The following is a 19,989-nucleotide window of genomic DNA, read 5'->3' as shown; positions in this document are numbered from 1 at the left end:
GTGAAATATGATAGTCTGGTTGAGAATAGTTATATTTACACTAGATATCGGATAACTATTCATGTCCACCAGTCGTCCGTCCCCGCTCGCGCTGGCCGTCCTCGCGACGCTGACCGAAACGCCGATGCATCCATACGGGATGCTGCAGCAACTGAAAGCGCGCGGGTACGACGAAGTCGTCAACGTGCGCCAGCGCACGAGCCTCTATCAGACGATCGACCGGCTGCTGCGCGACGGGATGATCGTCATGCACGATACCGAGCGCGACGGTGCGTTCCCGGAGCGCACGCTGTATGCACTGACCGAGGCAGGGCACACGGCCGGGCGGGCGTGGCTGCATGCGCTGCTCGCGGAGCCCGCGCGTGAATTTCCGGCGTTCGGCGCCGGTCTCGCGTTCCTGCCGCTGCTCGACGCCGAGGATGCACGCCACCAGCTCGAGCTTCGGATCGCCCGGCTCGACGCCGAGCGTGAGCGCCTCGAAACGCTGCGCGCCACCGCGCAGGCCGATCAGGTGCCGCGCCTGTTCCTGCTGCAGAACGAGCACGCACTCGTGCTGCTCAATGCCGAACTCGAATGGGCGCGCAGCGTCGTCGAACACCTGAAGATCGGCGCGCTGCGCTGGGTGGACGGCTGACGCGTCGCGCCGGCCGGCCCCAGCCGGCAACGGGCATCGCCCCGATCAAAGCACCTTGCCGGGATTCAGAATGCCGAGCGGATCCAGTGCGGCCTTCAGGCGTCGCATCAATCCGATTTCCGCGTCGCTGCGCGTGTGGGCGAGATAAGGACGCTTGAGCACCCCGATCCCGTGCTCGGCCGACACCGAGCCGCCCATCTCGCGCACCACCGCGTACACGCAGTGATCCAGCGCATCGAGGTCCGCGTCGGTCATCCCGGCGAGCGACACGCCGATATGCACGTTGCCGTCGCCGACATGGCCGAAGAACAGGCACGTGACATCCGGCCAGCGCGAGCGCAGCGCCGCCTCGCAGCGCGCAGCGAACGCGCCGAGTTCGCCCGTCGGCAGACTCACGTCGAAGTTGACGAGATGCGGCAGCGCATCGATCGCGAGACCTTCGCGCAGCGTCCACAGGTCGCGCGCCTGCCGCTCCGACGTCGCGATCACCGCATCCTCCACGAGCCCTGCGTCGAACCCCGCCGCGAGGCCGGTTTCCAGCGCGTGGTGCGCGTCGCCGCGCGGCGCGCTCGTCGCGCACTCGATCAGCACCGCAAAACCGCCGTCACCTGCGAACGGCGCGGTGACGCCCGGCGTATGGCGCGCGACGTAGTCGTAGAACGCCGGCCACATCGCCTCGAAGCTGACGACCTCCGGCAGCGTGCGCACGCGGTTCCACAATCCGACCACCGCGTCGTAGTCGCGCACGCGGCAAAGCGCGGTGGCCGGTGCAGCGAGCAACGGATGCAGCCGCAGCACCGCGCGCGTGACGACACCGAGCGTCCCCTCGCTGCCGATGAACAGCTGCTTCAGGTCGTAGCCCGCGTTGTTCTTCAGCATCCGGTTCATCGACGACACGACCGTGCCGTCCGCGAGCACGGCCTCGAGCCCGAGCACCTGCTCGCGCATCATCCCGTAGCGGATCGCGCGCGTGCCGCCCGCGTTGGTCGCAAGCATGCCGCCGATCTGGCATGAGCCGCGTGCGCCAAGATCGACGCCGAACGTGAAACCCGCCGCCTCCGCGGCTTCCTGCACCGTCTGCAGCGGCGTCCCGGCGCGCACGGTGATCGTGCCGGCCGCCGCGTCGAGCGCCTCGATGCCCGAGAAACGCTCCATCGACAGCACGACCTCGCCGCCGAGCGCGACCGCGCCGCGTGCGAGCCCCGTCAGCCCGCCTTGCGGCACGACCGGCTGGCCGAGCCGCGTGCACAGCGCAAGCGTGCGCGACACGTCGTCGATGCTGCGCGGGCGCACCAGCGCGCGCGGCCGCACGCCGGCCGGCTCGTTGTACGCGGTGAAGTAACGCGGATCGATGTCGGCCGAACGCATGACGAGCGCATCGCCCAGTTCGGCGACGAACACGGCTTCGATCGCGTCACCCGACAGCGATGCGCCGCCCTGTTCGCCCCCCGCGGCGGCCGTGTTCCGGTTCTGCATTGCGCGCGGCCCCGCTTACTTCGCCGAGATGTCGATATCGCCGAAATACTTCAGGCCGAGCGACTTCACCGTGCCGTCCGCCTTCAGCTTGTCGATCGCCGCATCGAGCTTCGCCTTCAGCGCGTCGTCCCCCTTGCGCATGCCGAAGGCGATGCCGCTGCCGAGGATCTTGTCGTCGTGCACCGGCTGGCCGACGAACGAGAAGCCCTTGCCGTCCGGACGCGACAGGAAACCGCGCTGGCCGGACGGTGCGAGCACGAGCGTCGCGTCGAGGCGGCCCGCCACGAGGTCCGCATACGCCTGGTTCTGGTCCTGGTACGCGACCACCGCGACGCCGGCCGGCTCCCAGTGCGCCTTCGCGAAGGTTTCCTGGATCGACGCCTGCAGCACGCCGACGCGCTTGCCTTTCAGCGATTCGGGCGTCGGCAGCAGGCCGCTGCCGGTGCGCGCGATCAACTGGGTCGGCACGCGATAGATGATCGTCGTGAAGTCGATCGCCTGGCGCCGCTGCTCGGTCGCGTTCATCGCCGAATTGATCGCGTCGAACTTGCGGCCCTTCAGCGCGGGAATCAGGCCGTCGAACGACGTCTCGACCCATTTGCACGACAGCTTCGCCGTCTGGCAGACGGCATTGCCGACGTCGATGTCGAAGCCCTGCAGGTCGCCGTTCGGCGCTTTCGATTCGAACGGCGGGTATTGCGCCTCGAGGCCGAAGCGCAGCGTCTGCGCGTCGGCGAGCGCCGCGCCGGAGCCGATTGCGCACGCGAGTGCGAATGCGAGTTTCAGGGTTGCCGTGTGCTTCATCGTGATCTCCTGGTCTGGTCGATGCGACGTCCTCGTCGCCGGTTTCCGTACGGGCCTTACAGCGAACTCAGCCGCCGCGCGCCTTCGACCAGCGTCGCGTCGTCCTTCGAAAAACTGAGCCGGATCACGCCGGCGTCGGTGCCGTCGGTGTAGAACGCCGACAGCGGAATCGTCGCGACACGCGCGTCGCGAATCAGGCGCAGCACGAAATCGCTGTCGCGCTCGTCCGAGAAGTGCCGGAAGCGCGCCAGCATGAAGAACGAGCCTTCGCTCGGCAGCAGCTCGAAACGCGAATCGGCCAGCTCGCGCGCGAGCAGGTCGCGCTTGGCCTGGTAGAACGCCGACAGGCCGAGATAGCTGTCCGGCCGCGCGAGGATCTCCGCGAACGCGACCTGCATCGGCGTGTCGGCCGCGAACACCATGAACTGGTGCACCTTGCGGATCTCGTCCATCAGCTCGGCCGGCGCGAGGCAATAGCCGACCCGCCAGCCCGTCACGTGGAACGACTTGCCGAACGACGACACGATCACGCTGCGCTCGGCCAGCTCGCGATGGCGCGCCATGCTCTGGTGCTGCGCGCCGTCGAACACGACGTGCTCGTAAACCTCGTCGGACAGGATCACGATGCCGGTATCGCGCGTGAGCTGCGCGAGCCGTTCGAGATCGTCGGCCGAGAACACGGTCGCGGTCGGGTTGTGCGGCGTGTTGACGATGATCATCCGCGTGCGCGGGTTGATCGCCGCGGCGACTTCGTCCCAGTTCACGCGGAAATGCTCCGGCGACAGCTTGATCGCCACCGGCGTCGCACCCTGCAGCCGCACGATCGGCGCATAGCTGTCGAACGACGGCTCGAAGTAGATCACCTCGTCGCCCGGGTGCACGAGCGCGCTGATCGCCGCGTAGAGCCCTTCGCTCGCGCTGGCGATCACCGTGATTTCCGTGGCCGGGTCATAACGCGTGCCGTACAGCGCCTCGGTCTTCTCGGCGAGCCGCTCGCGCAGCGCCGTGACGCCGGCCATCGGCGCGTACTGGTTGTGCCCGTCGCGCATCGCGCGCGCAACGCCTTCGACGAGCGCGGGATCGGGCGCGAAATTCGGCGCACCCTGCGACAGGTTCAACGCATCGTGCCGAGCCGCCAGTTGGCCGATCACCGTGAAGATCGTCGTCCCGACGTCGGGCAGTTTCGAACGGGGCGCGGTCGCGCTTCGCATGACTCCTCCTTCTGATGTCCTTCGGGCAAGCCGCGCACGGCCTGCATCTGCCGCAAGATTTAGCCCGAGCCAATATCGGCGGACAATCGAAAGTTCGTCATGGCGGCCATGCATTTTTCTCATGGCGCGCAAAGAGGTGCGCGCAGCGGCAAGGCACGCCCGCCAGAGCGACATGCGAATCAGGCATTTCCCCTAGCGCCTGTTCACGCTAATGACGGCTTGCGCTGGCCCCACGAATGATTTTTCCCAAACGGGGGAACGCGCGTTGCCGGCCGCATTGCGGCGTCGCGCATCGCTTGTCTGGCTCGACCAAACGGCGCTCCTTGCTTCTTGCACGCGCCCGAAGGAAGTCCCCTTGGGGGACAGCCGGCAAGGCTCGTTCGCAAGCCCGTCATTAGCGTGAACAGGCCCTCGGGAATGCTACCGGCCCGCCGCGGCCAGGTAGGCGAGCAGCACGGCCCGCAGTTCGTCGCGCAGCGCGGCGATGTCGAACGCGGGCCCGAGCGTCAGCAGCGCCTGCGAGAGACCGCCGTAGCAGATCGCGTGCGCCATCCGCGCGAGCCCGTCGAGCCGTGCGGCCGGCGGCGGATCGGCCGCGTGCGCGAGCGCGTCGCGCCACAGCGCGACGTACGCGTCGTAATGCCGGCGGTAGGCGGTGAGCGGCGACACCTGCCGCTCCAGCGCGAAGAGCACGCCCCACAGCGCCGCGTCGGCGCCGATCGCATCGACCTGCAGGTCGACGAGCGCGGCGGCGATTTCGGCCCGCGGCGCGCCGCGCAGCTGCGCCACGGCGTCGCGCAGCCGGTCGGCCAACGCCAGCACGTGCCGGTGGATGCAGAGCGCCGCGAGGCTCTGCTTGTCGCCGAAATACTCGTAGAAGGTGCCGATGCTGACGCCCGCGACAGCCGCGATTTCGCGGATCGTCGCCTTCGCGTAGCCGCGTTCGAGCAAAAGCTGAACGAACGCCTGCTGCAGCGCGTCGGAACTCGCCTGCGCGCGCGACTGGCGCGGCCGGCGGCGCAATGCGGGCGCGGGTTGCGCCGCCGGCTGGCCGGGCGGCGCCGGAACCTGAACATGTCGCGGCGGCATATTTGCTACTCTGAAAATCAGCAGGGAATGCGTTTTACCGGGGGCCGGAACCGGCGCCGAAGCGCCATCCGTGCGGCATGGCGCCGGCCGCCCGCGAAGCATGAGACCGGAGACAACCTCGATGACCGAATCGACTCACGCCGTCACGAACCAGTTCAACGAACTGGTCGACTATAACCTCTTCGCGACGGACATCGCGCTGCGCGACGCGCTCACCCGCGCGGGCGCCGACTGGGCCGTACCGCAACTCGACGCGTACGGCGCGCGGCTCGGCAGCGCCGACACCGCACGGCTCGCCGACGAAGCGAACCGCCACACGCCGGAGCTGAACACCTTCGACCGGCGCGGCCGGCGTATCGACCGCGTCGACTTCCACCCGGCTTGGCACGCCCTGCTCGGCCAATACCGCCACGAAGGCTTCGTGTCGCTCGCATTCCGCGAGTCGCGCCGCGGCCGCTGGGCCGCGACCGCGGCCGGCTTCTACCTGCACGGCCAGATCGAGGCCGGCACGCTATGTCCGGCGACGATGACGCAGGCCGCGATCCCGGTGCTGCAGAAGGAACCCGCGCTGTGGGCGCTGCTGCGCGACAAGCTCTACAGCGACGACTACGATCCGCGCGACGTGCCGGTCGCCGACAAGCGCTCGATCTGGTTCGGCATGGGGATGACCGAGAAACAGGGCGGCTCGGACGTGCGCGCGAACACGACGCTCGCGACCGCCGTCGGCGCGGGCGGACGCGGCGGCGAATACCGGCTGCGCGGCCACAAGTGGTTTTTCTCCGCGCCGATGTGCGACGCGCACCTCGTCGTCGCGCGCACCGAAGCCGGCGGCCCGTCGTGCTTCTACGTGCCACGCTGGCGGCCGGACGGCAAGAAGAACGCGGTCGAGATCCAGCGGCTGAAGGACAAGGTCGGCAACCGCAGCAATTCGAGCAGCGAAGTCGAGCTGAACGACGCGTGGGGCATCATGCTCGGCGACGAAGGCCGCGGCATTCCGACCATCATCGAGATGGCCACCTACACGCGGCTGAACTGCGTGCTCGGCAGCGCGGCGATGCTGCGCCAGGGCGTCGTGCAGGCGATCGCGTACACGCGCCAGCGTCACGCGTTCGGCCGCGTACTTGCCGAGCAGCCGCTGATGCGCACCGTGCTGGCCGATCTCGCGCTCGAAAGCGAAGCGGCGCTGTCCCTCTCGATGCGTCTCGCCGACGCGTTCGAGCGCGACGACTCGCCGCGCGAACGCGCCTGGAAGCGCATCGTCACGCCCGCCGCGAAATTCTGGGTATGCAAGCGCGCGGTCGAGCTGACCGGCGAGGTGATGGAAGTGTTCGGCGGCAACGGCTACGTCGACGACGGCCCGATCGCGCGGCTGTTCCGCGAGGCGCCCGTCAACTCGATCTGGGAAGGGTCGGGCAACGTGATGTGCCTCGACGTGCTGCGCGCGATATCTCGCGAGCCCGACGCGGCCGCCGCGCTGTTCGCCGAACTCGCCGACCTCGGCGCGGGCGAACCGCGCATCCGCGCGGCGCTCGATGCGCTGCGCGCGATGCTCGCGGCGCCGGCCGACACGCTCGAGGCATCGGGCCGCGTGTTCGCGCAGCGGCTCGCGGTGGTCGCGCAGGCGTGCCTGCTGCGCCGCGATGCACCGGCGGCCGTCGCCGACGCGTTCGTCGCGACGCGGCTCGCCGCGCCCGACTGGGGCCGCATCGCGGGCGGCTTCGATCCGCACGCGATCGACGTCGCCGCGCTGCTGCAGCGCGCGTATCCGGCCTGATGTCATTTCGGATCACTCAGTACGACCCCGTTCGCCCTCGATCGCCCGCCCGGAGCCCCGATGAACCTCGTCGCCGCCCTTGACCGCGCCGCCCGTGCGACGCCCGACAAGCCGTTCCTCGTCAGCGAATCCGCGACGATCACCTATGCTGCCGCGCGCGAGCGCTCGCACCGCGCGGCAGCCGTGCTGAGCGCGCTGGGCGTCGCGGCCGGCGACCGCGTCGCCGCGATGTGCTTCAACACGCCGGCCTTCGTCGACCTGATGTTCGGCGCGTGGCGGCTCGGCGCGACGTTCGTGCCGATCAACCACAAGCTGCAGGCGCCGGAAGTCGATTACGTGCTCGAACACAGCCGCAGCAAGGTGCTGCTGTTCGACGTGGCGCTCGCACCGGTGGCCGAACGCATCGTGCATCCCGCGCGACGGCTGGTGACCGAAGGCGAGCTCGACGGCGTACCGTGCTTCGACACGCTGTGCGCGACGATGGACGGCCTCGCGGGCATCGAGCCGGCCGACGGCGACATCGCGCAGATCCTCTACACGTCCGGCACGACCGGCCACCCGAAAGGCTGCGTGCACAGCCACCGCACCGTGACGCTCGCGGCGATGCAGGCAGCCCTCGCGACCGGCATCGGCCGCCACGAGCGCACGCTGATGGCGATGCCGATCTGGCATGCGTCGCCGCTCAACAACTGGTTCGGCGGCACGCTGGTCGCGGGCGGCACCGTCGTGCTGCTGCGCGAATACCATCCGCTGCGCTTCCTGCAGGCCGTCGAGCGCGAGCGCGTGACGCTGTATTTCGGCGCGCCGGTGTCGTACCTGCTGCCGCTCGACACGGTCGACGGCTTCGCGGCGTTCGACCTGTCGAGCGTGCGCGCCTGGCTGTATGGCGGCGGCCCGATCGGCCCCGCGCAGGCCGAACGTCTCGCGCGTGCGTATCGCAGCGACGCGTTCTTCCAGGTGTACGGCATGACGGAAGCGGGGCCGGCCGGCACGACGCTGTATCCGGACGAGCAGATCGCGAAGGCCGGTTCGATCGGCCGCCAGGGCGGCCCGGGCGTCGACCTGCGCGTCGTGCGGATGGACGGGATCGACGCGCAGCCGGGCGAGACCGGCGAGATCTGGCTGAAGACCGACAGCATGATGCTCGGCTATCTCGACGATGCAGCCGCGACGCGCGCCGCGTTCGCGCCGGGCGGCTGGTATCGCACCGGCGACATCGCGCGGATCGATCAGGATGGCTACCTGTTCATCGTCGACCGGCTGAAGGACATGATCGTGACGGGCGGCGAGAACGTCTATTCGAAGGAAGTGGAGGACGTGCTCGGCGCGCACCCGGACATCGCCGAGGCGGCCGTCGTCGGCGCGCCTCATCCGGACTGGGGCGAAACCGTCGTGGCGCACGTGGTGCTGCGCACGGGCGCCGTGCCCGACGCGGACGCGCTGCGCGCGTTCTGCGGCGAGCGGCTGGCCGCGTACAAGATCCCGCGCGAATTCACGTTCGCGCAGGCGCTGCCGCGCACGCCGACGGGCAAGCTGCAGAAGTTCCTGCTGCGCGTGCGTCGCAGGGACTGAGTACCCACGTTTGCGCCAACGCACTTGCAACTCGCGTACTCATATTCCCCTCGCGCCCCCAATCTTTCATCAAAGCGGGATACTGCACCATTCCCTGTCCGCGTCTCCCTCGGACTGCCACGTAACGAATGCGAACGCCCTCCAGGAAATCGCACGGCCCCATAAGCTGACCCATGCATTCCCGAACGCGCGGCCGATGCAATACGCGGAATTGAACTAGTAATAGAAGTTAGCGGTACTGAATCATATTCGTCCGATTGATCGACGTTTCTTATCTGGAATAGCGTATCAAGATAGCCATTCCATTTATTGAAAATGGGATGCCATCCGAATCAAGCAATAAACAATGCCGACAGTGTTGCGGGATACGTAATTTACAATGCTTAAGTTAATTCTCAGCCTAAGCCTTCTCACCGCCAATCCGGCATTTGCATGCATCGCCAGCGAGAATTTTGACATCTACTTCTCGATAGATAGCTCGCACATATCGAATTCCGAAATCGCCCGCATCGCAAAATGGGCCGCTGACCAAAAAGTCTATTACGCCAATCACTTCACCAAAGAAACAACACTGATTAGTGGCCATGCCGAGGAAAGTGAACGGAGCGCACTGGCCCTTGCGCAATCAAGAATGCAAACCGCGTATGCGCTGTTGGAGCAATTAGGTTTTTTACGCGGGACCATCAAGACGAGCGCCCGCGTCTACTCGCGTGGCGACGTGGACAATGGGCGGCGCGTGGAAATTTCCTTCCTGCCCGACTGCCCTAACAAGTGCTGTGATGGCAAGTAACGCCATACCGCCGCCAGTCACGGCGATGCGGCGTTGATGTACACATGTGGCAAGCCTGCTGCACCATCGCCTGCAAAATCCATACGACGTGCCGGCCGTGTACCACCAAAGAAAAAGCCACCGGAGCCCGACGGCCCGGTGGCTTTTTCGCATGATCGGCAGGGCAGCGACAAGCGCCGCCGCCCGCGCGTCATGTCACGTCATGCCCTGCTTACTTGCCGCCAATGCTCTTCAGCGGCTTCCACTCGCCCTTCTCGACCTTGTACATCGTGATGCCGCCGTTCTTCAGGTCGCCCTTCGCGTCATACGCGACGTGCGTCGACGTCACACCGGCCATGTCGGTCTTCGCGAGCAGCGGCAGGTACTTCGCCGGATCGGTCGAATCGGCCTTCTTCATCGCGTTGAACAGCGCCATCGCACCGTCGTACGCATACGGCGAGTACGTCTGCACGTCTTCGCCGAAGCGCTTCTTGTACTTGTCCGCGTACGTCTTGCCGCCCGGCATTTCTTCCAGCGGGAGGCCTGCCAGCGAAGCGATCGTGCCGTCGGCCGCGTTGCCCGCGATCTTCAGGAACGTCGGCGTCTTCACCATTTCGCCGCTCATCAGCGGAGCGGTGATGCCGAGCGTCTTCATCTGCTTGACCATCGGTGCCGCCTGCGAATCCGCGCCACCGTAATAGACGAGATCCGGCTTAGCAGCCTTCAGCTTGGTCAGGATCGCCTTGAAGTCGACCGCCTTGTCGTTCGTGAATTCACGGTCGACGATCGACGCGCCGCCGGCCTTCGCGGCCTTCTCGAACTGGTCGGCGAGACCCTGGCCGTAGGCCGTGCGGTCGTCGACGATCGCGATCTTCTTCATGCCGAGATCCTTCGACGCGAACGTGCCGGCCACCGAGCCCTGCTGCGTGTCGGACGTCATCATGCGGAAGGTCGTCTTGTAGCCCTGCTGCGTGTATTCCGGTGCGGTCGCCATCGCGATCTGCGGAATGCCGGCGTTCGCGTAGATGCGCGAAGCCGGAATCGTCGTGCCCGAGTTGAAGTGGCCGAGCATGCCCTTGATACCGTCGTCGACGAGCTTCTGCGCAACCGTCGTGCCGGTGCGCGGGTCAGCCTGGTCGTCTTGCGTGTCGAGTGCGAACTTCACCGGCTTGCCGCCGATCTTCGGGTTCGTCGCGTTGAAATCCTCGATCGCGAGCACGATCCCGTTCTGCATATCCTTGCCGTAGTGCGCCTGCGCGCCCGTCATCGGCCCTGCGTAACCGATCTTCACGTCATCCGCATGGGCCGTCCCCGCCAGCGACATGACTGCGACAAACGTCGCGCCTGCCAGCTTTTTCATCGTGTGTTGCATAGCATCTCCTTGGTACCAGGGTAAATGAAGCGGCTTCGGGATCGCCTTGCCGCTTCTTTTGTTTGATCCGAACGGCAAGGATGATCAGCCGATCGTCATCAAATTCGCATTGCCGCCCGCCGCGGCCGTGTTCACGCTCACCGAGCGCTCCGTCAGCAGCCGTTCCAGCGCGTAATCTTCCGCATCGCCGTTCTCGAACGCGCCCGCCGACACGCCCTGCACCGACACGATCGGGCCCGGCCGCTGCGCGACGTCCTTCACGAGCGTCTGCAGTTCGTCGCTGTCGCCTTCGAACAGCACCGCGTCGAACGGCGCGTCGGCCTGCTTGCGCACGGTCGCATGAGCCTTCAGCGACGCCGGCAGCGCGGCAACCAGCGCCTCGCCGGCCGCGCCCGCGAACAGCGCGCGGTTGCCGGTTGCGAGCACTGCCGCGAACTGCGCGCGCGCACCGCCCGGCGTCGCCGCGACACACAGCACCGTGCCGCGCGGGCCGAGTGTATACGTGTTTCGCTCGCCTGTCGGACCGGTCAGCACCGCGGTCGCACCGGCCGGCACCTGGGCCAGATAGCCGTCGCAACGCGCGGCCAGCGCCGGCTCGCGCTGCTCGATCAGCCAGTCGCGCAGCGTCGTGAGCGCCGCCGCCGGGTTGCCGCGCGCGTCGCCTTCCACCGCGCCGTCCGCGATCAGCATCTGCGCGAGCGAACGCGGCAGGCCCGACGGACGCGTCGCGAGCAGGCGCTGCAGGTACAGCGCGCCGCCGGCCTTCGGGCCCGTGCCCGACAGCCCTTCGCCGCCGAACGGCTGGACGCCGACCACCGCGCCGATCACGTTGCGGTTCACGTAGATGTTGCCGACGTGCGCGTTCGAAATCACGTGCGCGATCGTCTCGTCGATCCGCGTGTGGATGCCGAGCGTCAGGCCGTAGCCGGTCGCGCGGATCTGCTCCAGCAGCTTGTCGAGCTGGCTGCGGCGGTAACGCACCACGTGCAGCACGGGGCCGAACACCTCGCGCTTCAGCTCGTCGATGCTGCCGATCTCGATCAGCGTCGGCGGCACGAACGTGCCGTGCGCACAGGCCTCGGGCGCCGGCAGCTGCGTGACGGCGTGCCCCTTGTCCTTCATCGCCGCGACGTGCGTGTCGATCGTCTGCTTCGCCTCGGCGTCGATCACCGGGCCGACGTCGGTCGACAGGCGGTCGGGATTGCCGAGCGCCAGCTCGTGCATCGCGCCCTTGAGCATCGTCAGCGTACGATCCGCGACGTCGTCCTGCAGACACAGAACGCGCAGCGCCGAACACCGTTGACCGGCCGAGTCGAACGACGACTGCAGCACGTCCGCGACGACCTGCTCCGCGAGCGCCGACGAGTCGACGATCATCGCGTTCTGGCCGCCCGTTTCGGCGATCAGCGGGATCGGCTTGCCGTCCGGGTCGAGGCGCGCGGCGAGCGTCTTGTTGATCAGGCGCGCGACTTCGGTCGAGCCGGTGAACATCACCGCACGCGTACGCGGATCGGCCACCAGCGCCGCACCGACGGTCTCGCCGGTACCCGGCAGCAGCTGCACCGCGCCGGCCGGCACGCCGGCCTCGCGCAGCAGGCGCACGGCCTGGGCGGCGATCAGCGGCGTCTGTTCGGCCGGCTTCGCGAGGACCGTGTTGCCGGCGGCGAGTGCCGCGGCGACCTGGCCCATGAAGATCGCGAGCGGGAAGTTCCACGGGCTGATACAGACCACGGGGCCCAGCGGACGGTGCGTGTCGTTCGAGAATTCGCCGCGGATCTGTGCCGCGTAGTAGCGCAGGAAGTCGACCGCCTCGCGGATCTCGGCGATCGCGTTCGGCAGCGATTTGCCGGCTTCGCGCACGATCAGGCCCATCAGCGTGTGCATCTGCGCTTCGAGCAGGTCGGCCGCGCGCACCAGGCAATCGGCACGCGCATCGACCGGCGTCGCCTGCCAGATCGGCGCGGCGGCCACCGCGTGCGCGAGTGCCGCGCTCACGTGTTCGGCCGTCGCTTCGCTGACCGTGCCGACCAGGTCGCGCTGGTCGGCCGGGTTGCGCACGTCGCGGGCCGGCGCATCGGCGAGCGCGTCGTCGGCAAGCATCGGCGCCGCGCGCCACGGGAAATGCGCGCTCGCGAGCAGCGCGGACGACAGCGACGCGAGACGGTGTTCGTTCGACAGGTCGAGGCCCATCGAGTTGGGGCGCTCGTCGCCGTACAGGTTGCGCGGCAGCGGGATCTTCGCGTGCGGCGCGCCGAGCGGCACGACCTTCGACGCTTCGTCGACCGGATCGGCGACCAGCTCCTTCACCGACACGGTTTTATCCGCGATGCGGTTCACGAACGACGTGTTCGCGCCGTTCTCGAGCAGGCGGCGCACCAGGTAGGCGAGCAGCGTCTCGTGCGTGCCGACCGGCGCGTACACGCGGCACGGACGGTTCAGCTTGTCGCGGCCGGTGACTTCCTCGTACAGCGGCTCGCCCATCCCGTGCAGGCACTGGAATTCGTACTGGCCCGGGTAGTAGTTCTGGCCCGCGAGCTGGTAGATCGCGGCCAGCGTGTAGGCGTTGTGCGTCGCGAACTGCGGGTAGACGGCGTCCGGCGCCGCGAGCAGCTTCTTCGCGCACGCGAGGTACGACACGTCGGTGTAGATCTTGCGCGTGTAGACCGGATAGCCTTCGAGGCCGTCGACCTGCGCACGCTTGATCTCGGAATCCCAGTACGCGCCCTTCACGAGGCGGATCATCAGGCGGTGACGGCTGCGGCGCGCGAGATCGATCAGGTAATCGATCACGAACGGGCAGCGCTTCTGGTAGCCCTGCACGACGAAGCCGATGCCGTTCCAGCCCGCGAGGTCCGGATCGAAGCACAGCGCCTCGAGCAGGTCGAGCGACAGTTCGAGGCGGTCGGCCTCTTCGGCGTCGATGTTCAGGCCGATGTCATAGCGGCGTGCGAGCAGCGCGAGGGCGCGCACGCGCGGCAGCAGCTCGCTCATCGTGCGGTCCTGCTGCGAACGCGAGTAGCGCGCATGCAGCGCCGACAGCTTGATCGAGATGCCCGGGCCTTCGTAGATGCCGCGGCCGCCGGCTGCCTTGCCGATCGCGTGGATCGCCTGTTCGTACGACGCGTAGTAGCGCTGCGCGTCCTCTTCGGTCGTCGCCGCTTCGCCGAGCATGTCGTACGAGTAGCGGAAGCCGCGCGCTTCGTACTTGCGGCTGTTCGCCAGTGCTTCGGAGATCGTCTCGCCGGTGACGAACTGCTCGCCCATCAGGCGCATCGCCATGTCGACGCCCTTGCGGATCAGCGGCTCGCCGCCGCGGCCGATCAGGCGCGTCAGCGCCGACGACAGCCCGGCTTCGCTGTTGGTCGTCACGAGCTTGCCGGTGATCATCAGCCCCCAGGTCGCCGCATTCACGAACAGCGACGGCGCGTGGCCGACGTGCGAGCGCCAGTCGCCCTTGCTGATCTTGTCGCGGATCAGCGCATCGCGCGTCGCGCGATCGGGAATGCGCAGCAGCGCTTCGGCGAGGCACATCAGCGCCACGCCTTCCTGGCTCGACAGCGAGAACTCGTGGATCAGCCCCTCGACGCCGCCGCCCGAGCTCTTCTCGCGCAACGCCTCGACGAGCTTCGTCGCGAGCGCCTGCACGTCCGCCTGCAGGTTCGCGGGCAGGCGCGCCTGGCCGAGCAGGAACGGCACGCATTCCGGCTCGGGGCGGCGGTACGCAGCCGTGATCGCCGCGCGCAGCACCGATTGCGGCTGCACGTTCTGCGCGAACTCGAGGAACGGATGCGGCGAGTTGTCGTCGTCGCCGTCCGCGGCCTGGCCGTCGGCGAGCTCCGTGACGCCGCTGTGGCCCGACAACTCGGGCGGCAACTGGCCGTGCTCGATCCGCTCGAGGTACGCGAAGATCGCCTGCTTGATCAGCCAGTGGGGAGTGCGCTCGAGGCGCGCGGCGGCGTCCTTGAGGCGCGAGCGGAGAAGGTCGTCGACTTTGACGCCGAGAGTCGTGCTTGCCATGGTGGGTTCGTGCGCCGGTGCGAGCCCGGCGATAGGGGGTGAGAGGATGCGCGAAATCCTACGGCACGCAATAAAAAGGTGCAACCAAATTGCGAGACTGGTTGCACCCTTAGGTTACTCAATATAATCATACACTTATGTGGTTGCAACCTAGGGGTTGCCCGTGGTCGGAGGATCGGTGTTTTCCCTGAGCGGGCCGGTTTGGCATGCGTGCGCAACCTTCCGCGCGCGAGGCGGCGGACGAAAACGGGTTGCACTGGGTGTGACGGCAGGCGTGGCGCCGAGGCGCAGCCGTGCGGCAAGCGACGGCTTGGGGGCGCCCGGCCCCGGCGGGCCCGGCTTCAATGGGGCGGCACGCAGCCGGACGACCGCACGGCGCGCCGCTCAGATATCCAGCGGATCGACCTCGACGCTCCACCGCAGCACGCCCTTCAACGCGCGCAGCTCCGGCTGCCATGCGCGCAGCGCATGCTGCAGCGCCGCCCGCGACGCGCTTTCGAGCAGTAACTGCGCACGGTGGACGTTCGCGACCTTGACGATCGTCATCGGCACCGCGTCGTAGACGGTCACGCGATCGGCGCCCGGCAGCCCCGGCAACGCGGCCGCGGCCTGCAGCAGGAACGCGAGCGCCGCGTCGAGCGTTCGCCCTTCGGCGCGCAACAGCGCCTGGTAGACGAACGGCGGCAGGTGCGCGTCGCGGCGCTCGCCGAGCGTCGAATTCGCGAAGCCGACGTAATCCTGCCGCCCGAGCGCGTGGTACAGCGCGTGACGCGGGTAACGCGTCTGCACGAGCACCTCGCCCGGCAGCCCGGCACGCCCCGCGCGGCCGCTCACCTGCATCAGCTGCGCGAACAGCCGTTCGCTCGCGCGGAAGTCGTGCGAGAAGAGCGCGGTGTCGGCATTGAGCACGCCGACGAGCGACACGCGCTGAAAGTCGTGCCCCTTCGCGATCATCTGCGTGCCGACGAGGATATCGACCTCGCCCGCGTGCACATCGGAAAAGAGCGCCTGCGCGCTGCCCTTGCGGCGCGTGCTGTCCGCGTCGATCCGCAGCACGCGCGCGCCCGGCACGGCCTCGGCGAGCGCCTCCTCGATGCGTTGCGTGCCGCGCCCGAGCGGCGCGATGTCGACGTTGCCGCACTCGGGGCACGATCGCGGAATGCGCGCTTCCCAGCCGCAGTGATGGCAGCGCAGCGCGTGCTCGGGCTTGTGCAGCACGACGTACGCGCTGCAGCGCGGGCAGCCGGCCACCCAGCCGCAGGCATCGCACGCGAGCTGCGGCGCGTAGCCGCGCCGGTTCAGGAACACCAGGCTCTGTTCGCCGCGCTCGAGCCGCGCCTTCAGCGCCGCGACGAGCGGCCCCGACAGCCCGCCCAGCGACGCGCGCCCGCGCCGCCGCTCCTCTTCGAGGTCGATCAGCCGCACGGTCGGCAGCGTCGCGTCGGCCACCGCGCGGCGCGACAGCGTGAGCCGCGTGTAGCGGCCCTGCTCGGCCTGCCACCAGCTTTCGAGCGACGGCGTCGCCGAGCCGAGCACGACCGTGATGCCGAGCTGCTTCGCGCGCCACACGGCGAGATCGCGCGCCGAATAGCGCAACCCTTCCTGCTGCTTGTACGCGGGCTCGTGCTCCTCGTCGACGACGATCAGCGCGAGCGCCGGCATCGACGCGAGCACCGCGAGACGCGTGCCGAGCACGATCCGCGCGCGGCCCGTATGCGCGGCGAGCCAGTTGCGCGCACGCTCGCCCTCGGCGAGCCCGCTGTGCAGCGTGACGATCGCGTCGTCGGCGAGGGCACCCGCGAAGCGCGCGCGAAACGCGGCCTCGAATTGCGGCGTCAGGTTGATTTCGGGAACGAGCACGAGCGCCTGCGCATCCGGCCGTGCGTCGAGCAGCGACGCGAGCGCATGCAGATAGACTTCCGTCTTGCCGCTGCCCGTCACGCCGTGCAGCAGGAACGGCGCGAAGCCCTGCGCGGCGCGAATCGCGTCGAGCGCCTCGGCCTGCTGGTCCGTGAGCGACGGCGGCACAGTTCGTCCACCGGCTGCCAACAGGTTATCCACAGCTTTGGCCACAGGCGCGTCGGCCCAGCCGATCTCCTCGATGTCGACCCAGCCACGCGTCGCCCAGTCGTCGAGCGTGACCGCCGCCTTCGGGTGAAGCGCGCGCGCATCGGGCAGCGCCAGCGAACCGGTGTCGACCAGCGCCTGCGCGAGCCGCCGCAGCGCGGCCCCGCGCGCGGGCAGCGCATCGGGCAGCGCCGCGCGGCCGGCTTCGGTCGGCCGGTAACGCACTTCGGGCGCGAGCAGCCGCCCCCAGCGCCCGGCATCGCGCAGCGCCTGCGGCAGCGCCGGCAACGCGACCTCGCCACGCCCGCGCTGGTAGTAGTCGGCGGCAAACGACACGAGCGCGAGCCAGTCCGGCGACAACGGCGGCAGGTCGGCGCAGATCGCGTCGATCGCGCGCAGCCGGGACGGCGGCACATCGGTGTGAGTCGTCACTTCGCAGACGAGCCCGACGGCCTGCCGCTTGCCGAACGGTACCTGCACCAGCGTGCCCGGCCCGGGCGGCGGTTGCACGTCGCAGCGGTAATCGAACAGGGTGGCGAGCGGATGGTCGAGCGCGACGCGCAGATAGGTGCCGCTCATTGCGGCACTCCGACGGCGGCATGCGCCGCATGGGCATGGACGGCCGACATCCGCGCTCGCATCGGGGCAGCGAACTTAAAGTAAAACTTCAGATTCGGCGCTAAGTTTTGGATTCGCATTAGGAATCGCCGTATACCCTGCCCAGCCTGTGGATAACTTTGTTGAGAACTCGCCGCTCACTGGCTGCAACGCGCGCGGGGCCGCGCTTTGCGCGGATTTTCGCCGCTTGTTGCGGTGCCCCGCTGAGGCTTATTCCATAAGGCTGCTATTCAAATTACCGAACCATAGCGAGACAAATTGACCGATACAGGGCTCTACCGCGCTGCAACGTGGAAAATGTGTATAAGTCAAGTCTTGACAAGCACTGAATCGGCAACCGGTGGGGGGTTGCGTCCTGTTTAGTTCCGGCAGCGAAACGCTGTCACGCCGCAGTGCAGCATGACAGCACTTGCGCTCAGCCCGCGGCTCCGCTACGGATCGCGCGGCTGTGGCGATGCACTTCGTCGACGAGTTCAGCGACGTGATCGGGCGACGTGAATTGCGAAATGCCGTGCCCGAGGTTGAATACGTGGCCCGGATGGTTGCCATAGCTGTCGAGCACAGCACGCGCCTGCTCGCGTACGGCGGCGGGCGGCGCAAACAGGATCGTCGGATCGAGGTTGCCCTGCAGCGCGACCTTGCCCGCAACGCGTTCGCGCGCGTGGCCGAGGTTGACCGTCCAGTCGAGCCCGACCGCGTCGACGCCGGTCGCCGCGATCTCCTCGAGCCACAGCCCGCCGCCCTTCGTGAACGTGATCACCGGCACGCGCTCGCCGTCGTGCTCGCGCTTGAGTTGCGAGACCACGCGGCGGATGTAGTCCAGCGAGAAACGCTGGTACGCGCCGTCCGCCAGCGCGCCGCCCCACGTGTCGAAGATCATCACGGCCTGCGCGCCCGCTTCGATCTGCGCGTTCAGGTACGCGGCCACCGCCTGCGCGTTCACGTCGAGGATCCGGTGCATCAGGTCGGGGCGCGAATACGCCATCGACTTCACCGTGCGGAAATCGTCCGACCCGCCGCCTTCGACCATGTAGCACGCAAGCGTCCACGGGCTGCCCGAAAAACCGATCAGCGGCACGCGCTGGCGGCCCTGGCCGTCGGTGAGCGCACGACGGATCTCGCGCACGGCGCCCGTCACGTAGCCGAGCGTCTCTTCGATGTCCGGCACCGCGAGCTTCGCGACGTCGGCCTCGGTGCGCACCGGATGCGCGAACTTCGGCCCTTCGCCGACCTGGAAGTCGAGGCCGAGCCCCATCGCATCGGGAATCGTCAGGATGTCCGAGAACAGGATCGCGGCGTCGAGCGGAAAGCGCTCGAGCGGCTGCAGCGTCACTTCGGTCGCGTAGTCGGGATGCTTCGCGAGGCCGAGGAAGCTGCCGGCGCGCGCGCGCGTCGCGTTGTATTCGGGCAGGTAGCGGCCGGCCTGGCGCATCAGCCAGATCGGCGTGTAGTCGGTCGGCTCGCGCAGAAGCGCACGCAGGAAGGTGTCGTTGAGCAGGGTATGGGCCACGGTAGGAGCGACGATGCGAGGGCAAACCGGCATTTTACCGGACAGGCGCCGTCGGGCCGCGCTTGCCGACGCGATGGCGGCCATATGACGCGCGCGATGGCTCCGTTATGATCGGACGCTCATATCGAACGAAACGAAGGAGGAGACCGATGAAGACACTCGCCACGTTCGCCGCCGCCACGCTGCTTTGCTGCGCCGCGGCGCACGCGCAGACCGGCGCGGGCACCGCCGCCGCAGCGGGCGCCGGCTCGCGGCTCGACGACGTGCTCGCGCGCGGCACGCTGCGCGTGTGCACGACGGGCGACTACAAGCCGTATTCGTACTACCGTGACGACGGCCGCTTCGAGGGGATCGACATCGACATGGCCGAATCGCTCGCGAAGTCGCTCGGCGTGAAGGCCGATTACGTGAAGACGAGCTGGCCGAACCTGACCGGCGATTTCGTCGCGAAATGCGACATCGCGGTCGGCGGCGTGTCGACGACGCTCGAGCGCCAGAAGCGCGTGTTCTTCACGCAGCCGTACGTGGTGGACGGCAAGACGCCGATCGTGCGCTGCGCGGACGCCGGCAAATACCAGACCGTCGCGCAGATCGACCGGCCGGAGACCCGCGTGATCGTGAACCCCGGCGGCACCAACGAGCGGTTCGCGAAGCAGTACTTCACGCATGCGAACCTCACCGTCTATCCGGACAACGTAACGATCTTCAAGCAGATCCTCGCCGGCAAGGCGGACGTGATGGTGACGGATGCGTCCGAGACGCTGCTGCAGCAAAAGCTGAATCCGGGCCTGTGCTCGGTGCATCCGGACAAGCCGTTCCAGTTCGGCGAGAAGGCGTACATGGTGCCGCGCGGCGACGTCGCGTTCCAGCAGTATGTCGATCAGTGGCTGCATCTCGCGCTGTCGACCGGCGAATACCAGGCGATTTCGGACAAATGGCTAAAGTAAGCGGGCACGCGCACGGCGACAGATAGCAGGCACCGACCCCGCGACCATCGCCGCGAAAGTCGCCGCGCGGCGGCAACCGACGCGCCGCCGTTACAGTTCGGCGCAGCATGCCGGCGCCCGGAAAATCGG

Annotated in this window: 13 protein-coding genes; 5 read left to right on the top strand and 8 right to left on the bottom strand. The window is 68.1% G+C overall.

What is annotated here, in order from left to right:
- Window positions 1-61: 61 nt before the first annotated feature.
- Window positions 62-634: a PadR family transcriptional regulator gene (locus HWX39_RS21235; RefSeq protein ID WP_175969839.1), complete on the top strand. Its 573-nt coding sequence runs from the start codon at window positions 62-64 to the stop codon at window positions 632-634.
- A 45-nt stretch (window positions 635-679) separates the two neighbouring features.
- On the opposite strand, the gene HWX39_RS21230 is transcribed toward HWX39_RS21235, so the two are convergent.
- The 4 genes from HWX39_RS21230 to HWX39_RS21215 form a co-directional block, all read right to left on the bottom strand.
- Entirely contained in the window at window positions 680-2,110 is a 1,431-nt protein-coding gene (locus tag HWX39_RS21230; protein ID WP_175969838.1) for an FAD-binding oxidoreductase, read from the bottom strand.
- Window positions 2,111-2,125: 15 nt separating this feature from the next.
- On the bottom strand, window positions 2,126-2,914 hold the full coding sequence (locus HWX39_RS21225) for an ABC transporter substrate-binding protein (RefSeq protein WP_175969837.1): 789 nt from the start codon (window positions 2,912-2,914) through the stop codon (window positions 2,126-2,128).
- 56 nt (window positions 2,915-2,970) lie between these two features.
- On the bottom strand, window positions 2,971-4,125 hold the full coding sequence (locus HWX39_RS21220; protein WP_175969836.1) for a pyridoxal phosphate-dependent aminotransferase: 1,155 nt from the start codon (window positions 4,123-4,125) through the stop codon (window positions 2,971-2,973).
- A gap of 420 nt (window positions 4,126-4,545) precedes the next feature.
- A complete protein-coding gene (locus HWX39_RS21215) occupies window positions 4,546-5,214 on the bottom strand; it encodes a TetR/AcrR family transcriptional regulator (protein ID WP_175969835.1) in 669 nt (222 codons plus the stop codon).
- Window positions 5,215-5,335: 121 nt separating this feature from the next.
- Between HWX39_RS21215 and HWX39_RS21210 the strand changes: the two genes are divergently transcribed.
- The 3 genes from HWX39_RS21210 (at window position 5,336) to HWX39_RS21200 (ending at window position 9,350) form a co-directional block, all read left to right on the top strand.
- Window positions 5,336-6,988 carry an acyl-CoA dehydrogenase family protein gene (locus tag HWX39_RS21210; protein ID WP_175969834.1) on the top strand — a complete coding sequence of 551 codons (1,653 nt, stop codon included), beginning with the start codon at window positions 5,336-5,338 and terminating at the stop codon, window positions 6,986-6,988.
- 60 nt (window positions 6,989-7,048) lie between these two features.
- Window positions 7,049-8,560 (top strand): AMP-binding protein, encoded by a 1,512-nt coding sequence (locus HWX39_RS21205; protein WP_175969833.1) that lies wholly within the window; start codon window positions 7,049-7,051, stop codon window positions 8,558-8,560.
- A 379-nt stretch (window positions 8,561-8,939) separates the two neighbouring features.
- A complete protein-coding gene (locus tag HWX39_RS21200; protein ID WP_175969832.1) occupies window positions 8,940-9,350 on the top strand; it encodes a WW domain-containing protein in 411 nt (136 codons plus the stop codon).
- Between the two features lie 211 nt (window positions 9,351-9,561).
- On the opposite strand, the gene HWX39_RS21195 is transcribed toward HWX39_RS21200, so the two are convergent.
- From HWX39_RS21195 to hemE, 4 genes are all read right to left on the bottom strand, one after another.
- A complete protein-coding gene (locus HWX39_RS21195) occupies window positions 9,562-10,701 on the bottom strand; it encodes a branched-chain amino acid ABC transporter substrate-binding protein (protein ID WP_175969831.1) in 1,140 nt (379 codons plus the stop codon).
- 84 nt (window positions 10,702-10,785) lie between these two features.
- The gene (gene putA / locus HWX39_RS21190) at window positions 10,786-14,718 is read right to left on the bottom strand and encodes a trifunctional transcriptional regulator/proline dehydrogenase/L-glutamate gamma-semialdehyde dehydrogenase (protein WP_175969830.1); all 3,933 of its coding nucleotides are present in this window, start codon (window positions 14,716-14,718) and stop codon (window positions 10,786-10,788) included.
- 384 nt (window positions 14,719-15,102) lie between these two features.
- Entirely contained in the window at window positions 15,103-17,364 is a 2,262-nt protein-coding gene (locus HWX39_RS21185; RefSeq protein ID WP_175969829.1) for a primosomal protein N', read from the bottom strand.
- 454 nt (window positions 17,365-17,818) lie between these two features.
- Complete coding sequence (hemE, locus tag HWX39_RS21180; protein WP_279613100.1) at window positions 17,819-18,913, bottom strand: uroporphyrinogen decarboxylase; 1,095 nt, start codon at window positions 18,911-18,913, stop codon at window positions 17,819-17,821.
- A gap of 149 nt (window positions 18,914-19,062) precedes the next feature.
- Here hemE and HWX39_RS21175 point away from each other — a divergent pair, with 149 nt between their 5' ends.
- Complete coding sequence (locus HWX39_RS21175; protein ID WP_175969827.1) at window positions 19,063-19,860, top strand: transporter substrate-binding domain-containing protein; 798 nt, start codon at window positions 19,063-19,065, stop codon at window positions 19,858-19,860.
- Window positions 19,861-19,989: the final 129 nt, after the last annotated feature.

The organism is Burkholderia sp. BCC0322 (assembly GCF_902833045.1).
Classification (GTDB): domain Bacteria; phylum Pseudomonadota; class Gammaproteobacteria; order Burkholderiales; family Burkholderiaceae; genus Burkholderia.
This window is presented reverse-complemented; position numbering and strand designations above follow the sequence as displayed.

Excerpts from the sequence above, each read along its gene's own strand:
- HWX39_RS21235 (WP_175969839.1), top strand. The coding sequence starts at position 62 with ATGTCCACCAGTCGTCCGTCCCCGCTCGCGCTGGCCGTCCTCGCGACG.
- HWX39_RS21230 (WP_175969838.1), bottom strand. The coding sequence starts at position 2,110 with ATGCAGAACCGGAACACGGCCGCCGCGGGGGGCGAACAGGGCGGCGCA.
- HWX39_RS21225 (WP_175969837.1), bottom strand. The coding sequence starts at position 2,914 with ATGAAGCACACGGCAACCCTGAAACTCGCATTCGCACTCGCGTGCGCA.
- HWX39_RS21220 (WP_175969836.1), bottom strand. The coding sequence starts at position 4,125 with ATGCGAAGCGCGACCGCGCCCCGTTCGAAACTGCCCGACGTCGGGACG.
- HWX39_RS21215 (WP_175969835.1), bottom strand. The coding sequence starts at position 5,214 with ATGCCGCCGCGACATGTTCAGGTTCCGGCGCCGCCCGGCCAGCCGGCG.
- HWX39_RS21210 (WP_175969834.1), top strand. The coding sequence starts at position 5,336 with ATGACCGAATCGACTCACGCCGTCACGAACCAGTTCAACGAACTGGTC.
- HWX39_RS21205 (WP_175969833.1), top strand. The coding sequence starts at position 7,049 with ATGAACCTCGTCGCCGCCCTTGACCGCGCCGCCCGTGCGACGCCCGAC.
- HWX39_RS21200 (WP_175969832.1), top strand. The coding sequence starts at position 8,940 with ATGCTTAAGTTAATTCTCAGCCTAAGCCTTCTCACCGCCAATCCGGCA.
- HWX39_RS21195 (WP_175969831.1), bottom strand. The coding sequence starts at position 10,701 with ATGCAACACACGATGAAAAAGCTGGCAGGCGCGACGTTTGTCGCAGTC.
- putA (WP_175969830.1), bottom strand. The coding sequence starts at position 14,718 with ATGGCAAGCACGACTCTCGGCGTCAAAGTCGACGACCTTCTCCGCTCG.
- HWX39_RS21185 (WP_175969829.1), bottom strand. The coding sequence starts at position 17,364 with ATGAGCGGCACCTATCTGCGCGTCGCGCTCGACCATCCGCTCGCCACC.
- HWX39_RS21175 (WP_175969827.1), top strand. The coding sequence starts at position 19,063 with ATGAAGACACTCGCCACGTTCGCCGCCGCCACGCTGCTTTGCTGCGCC.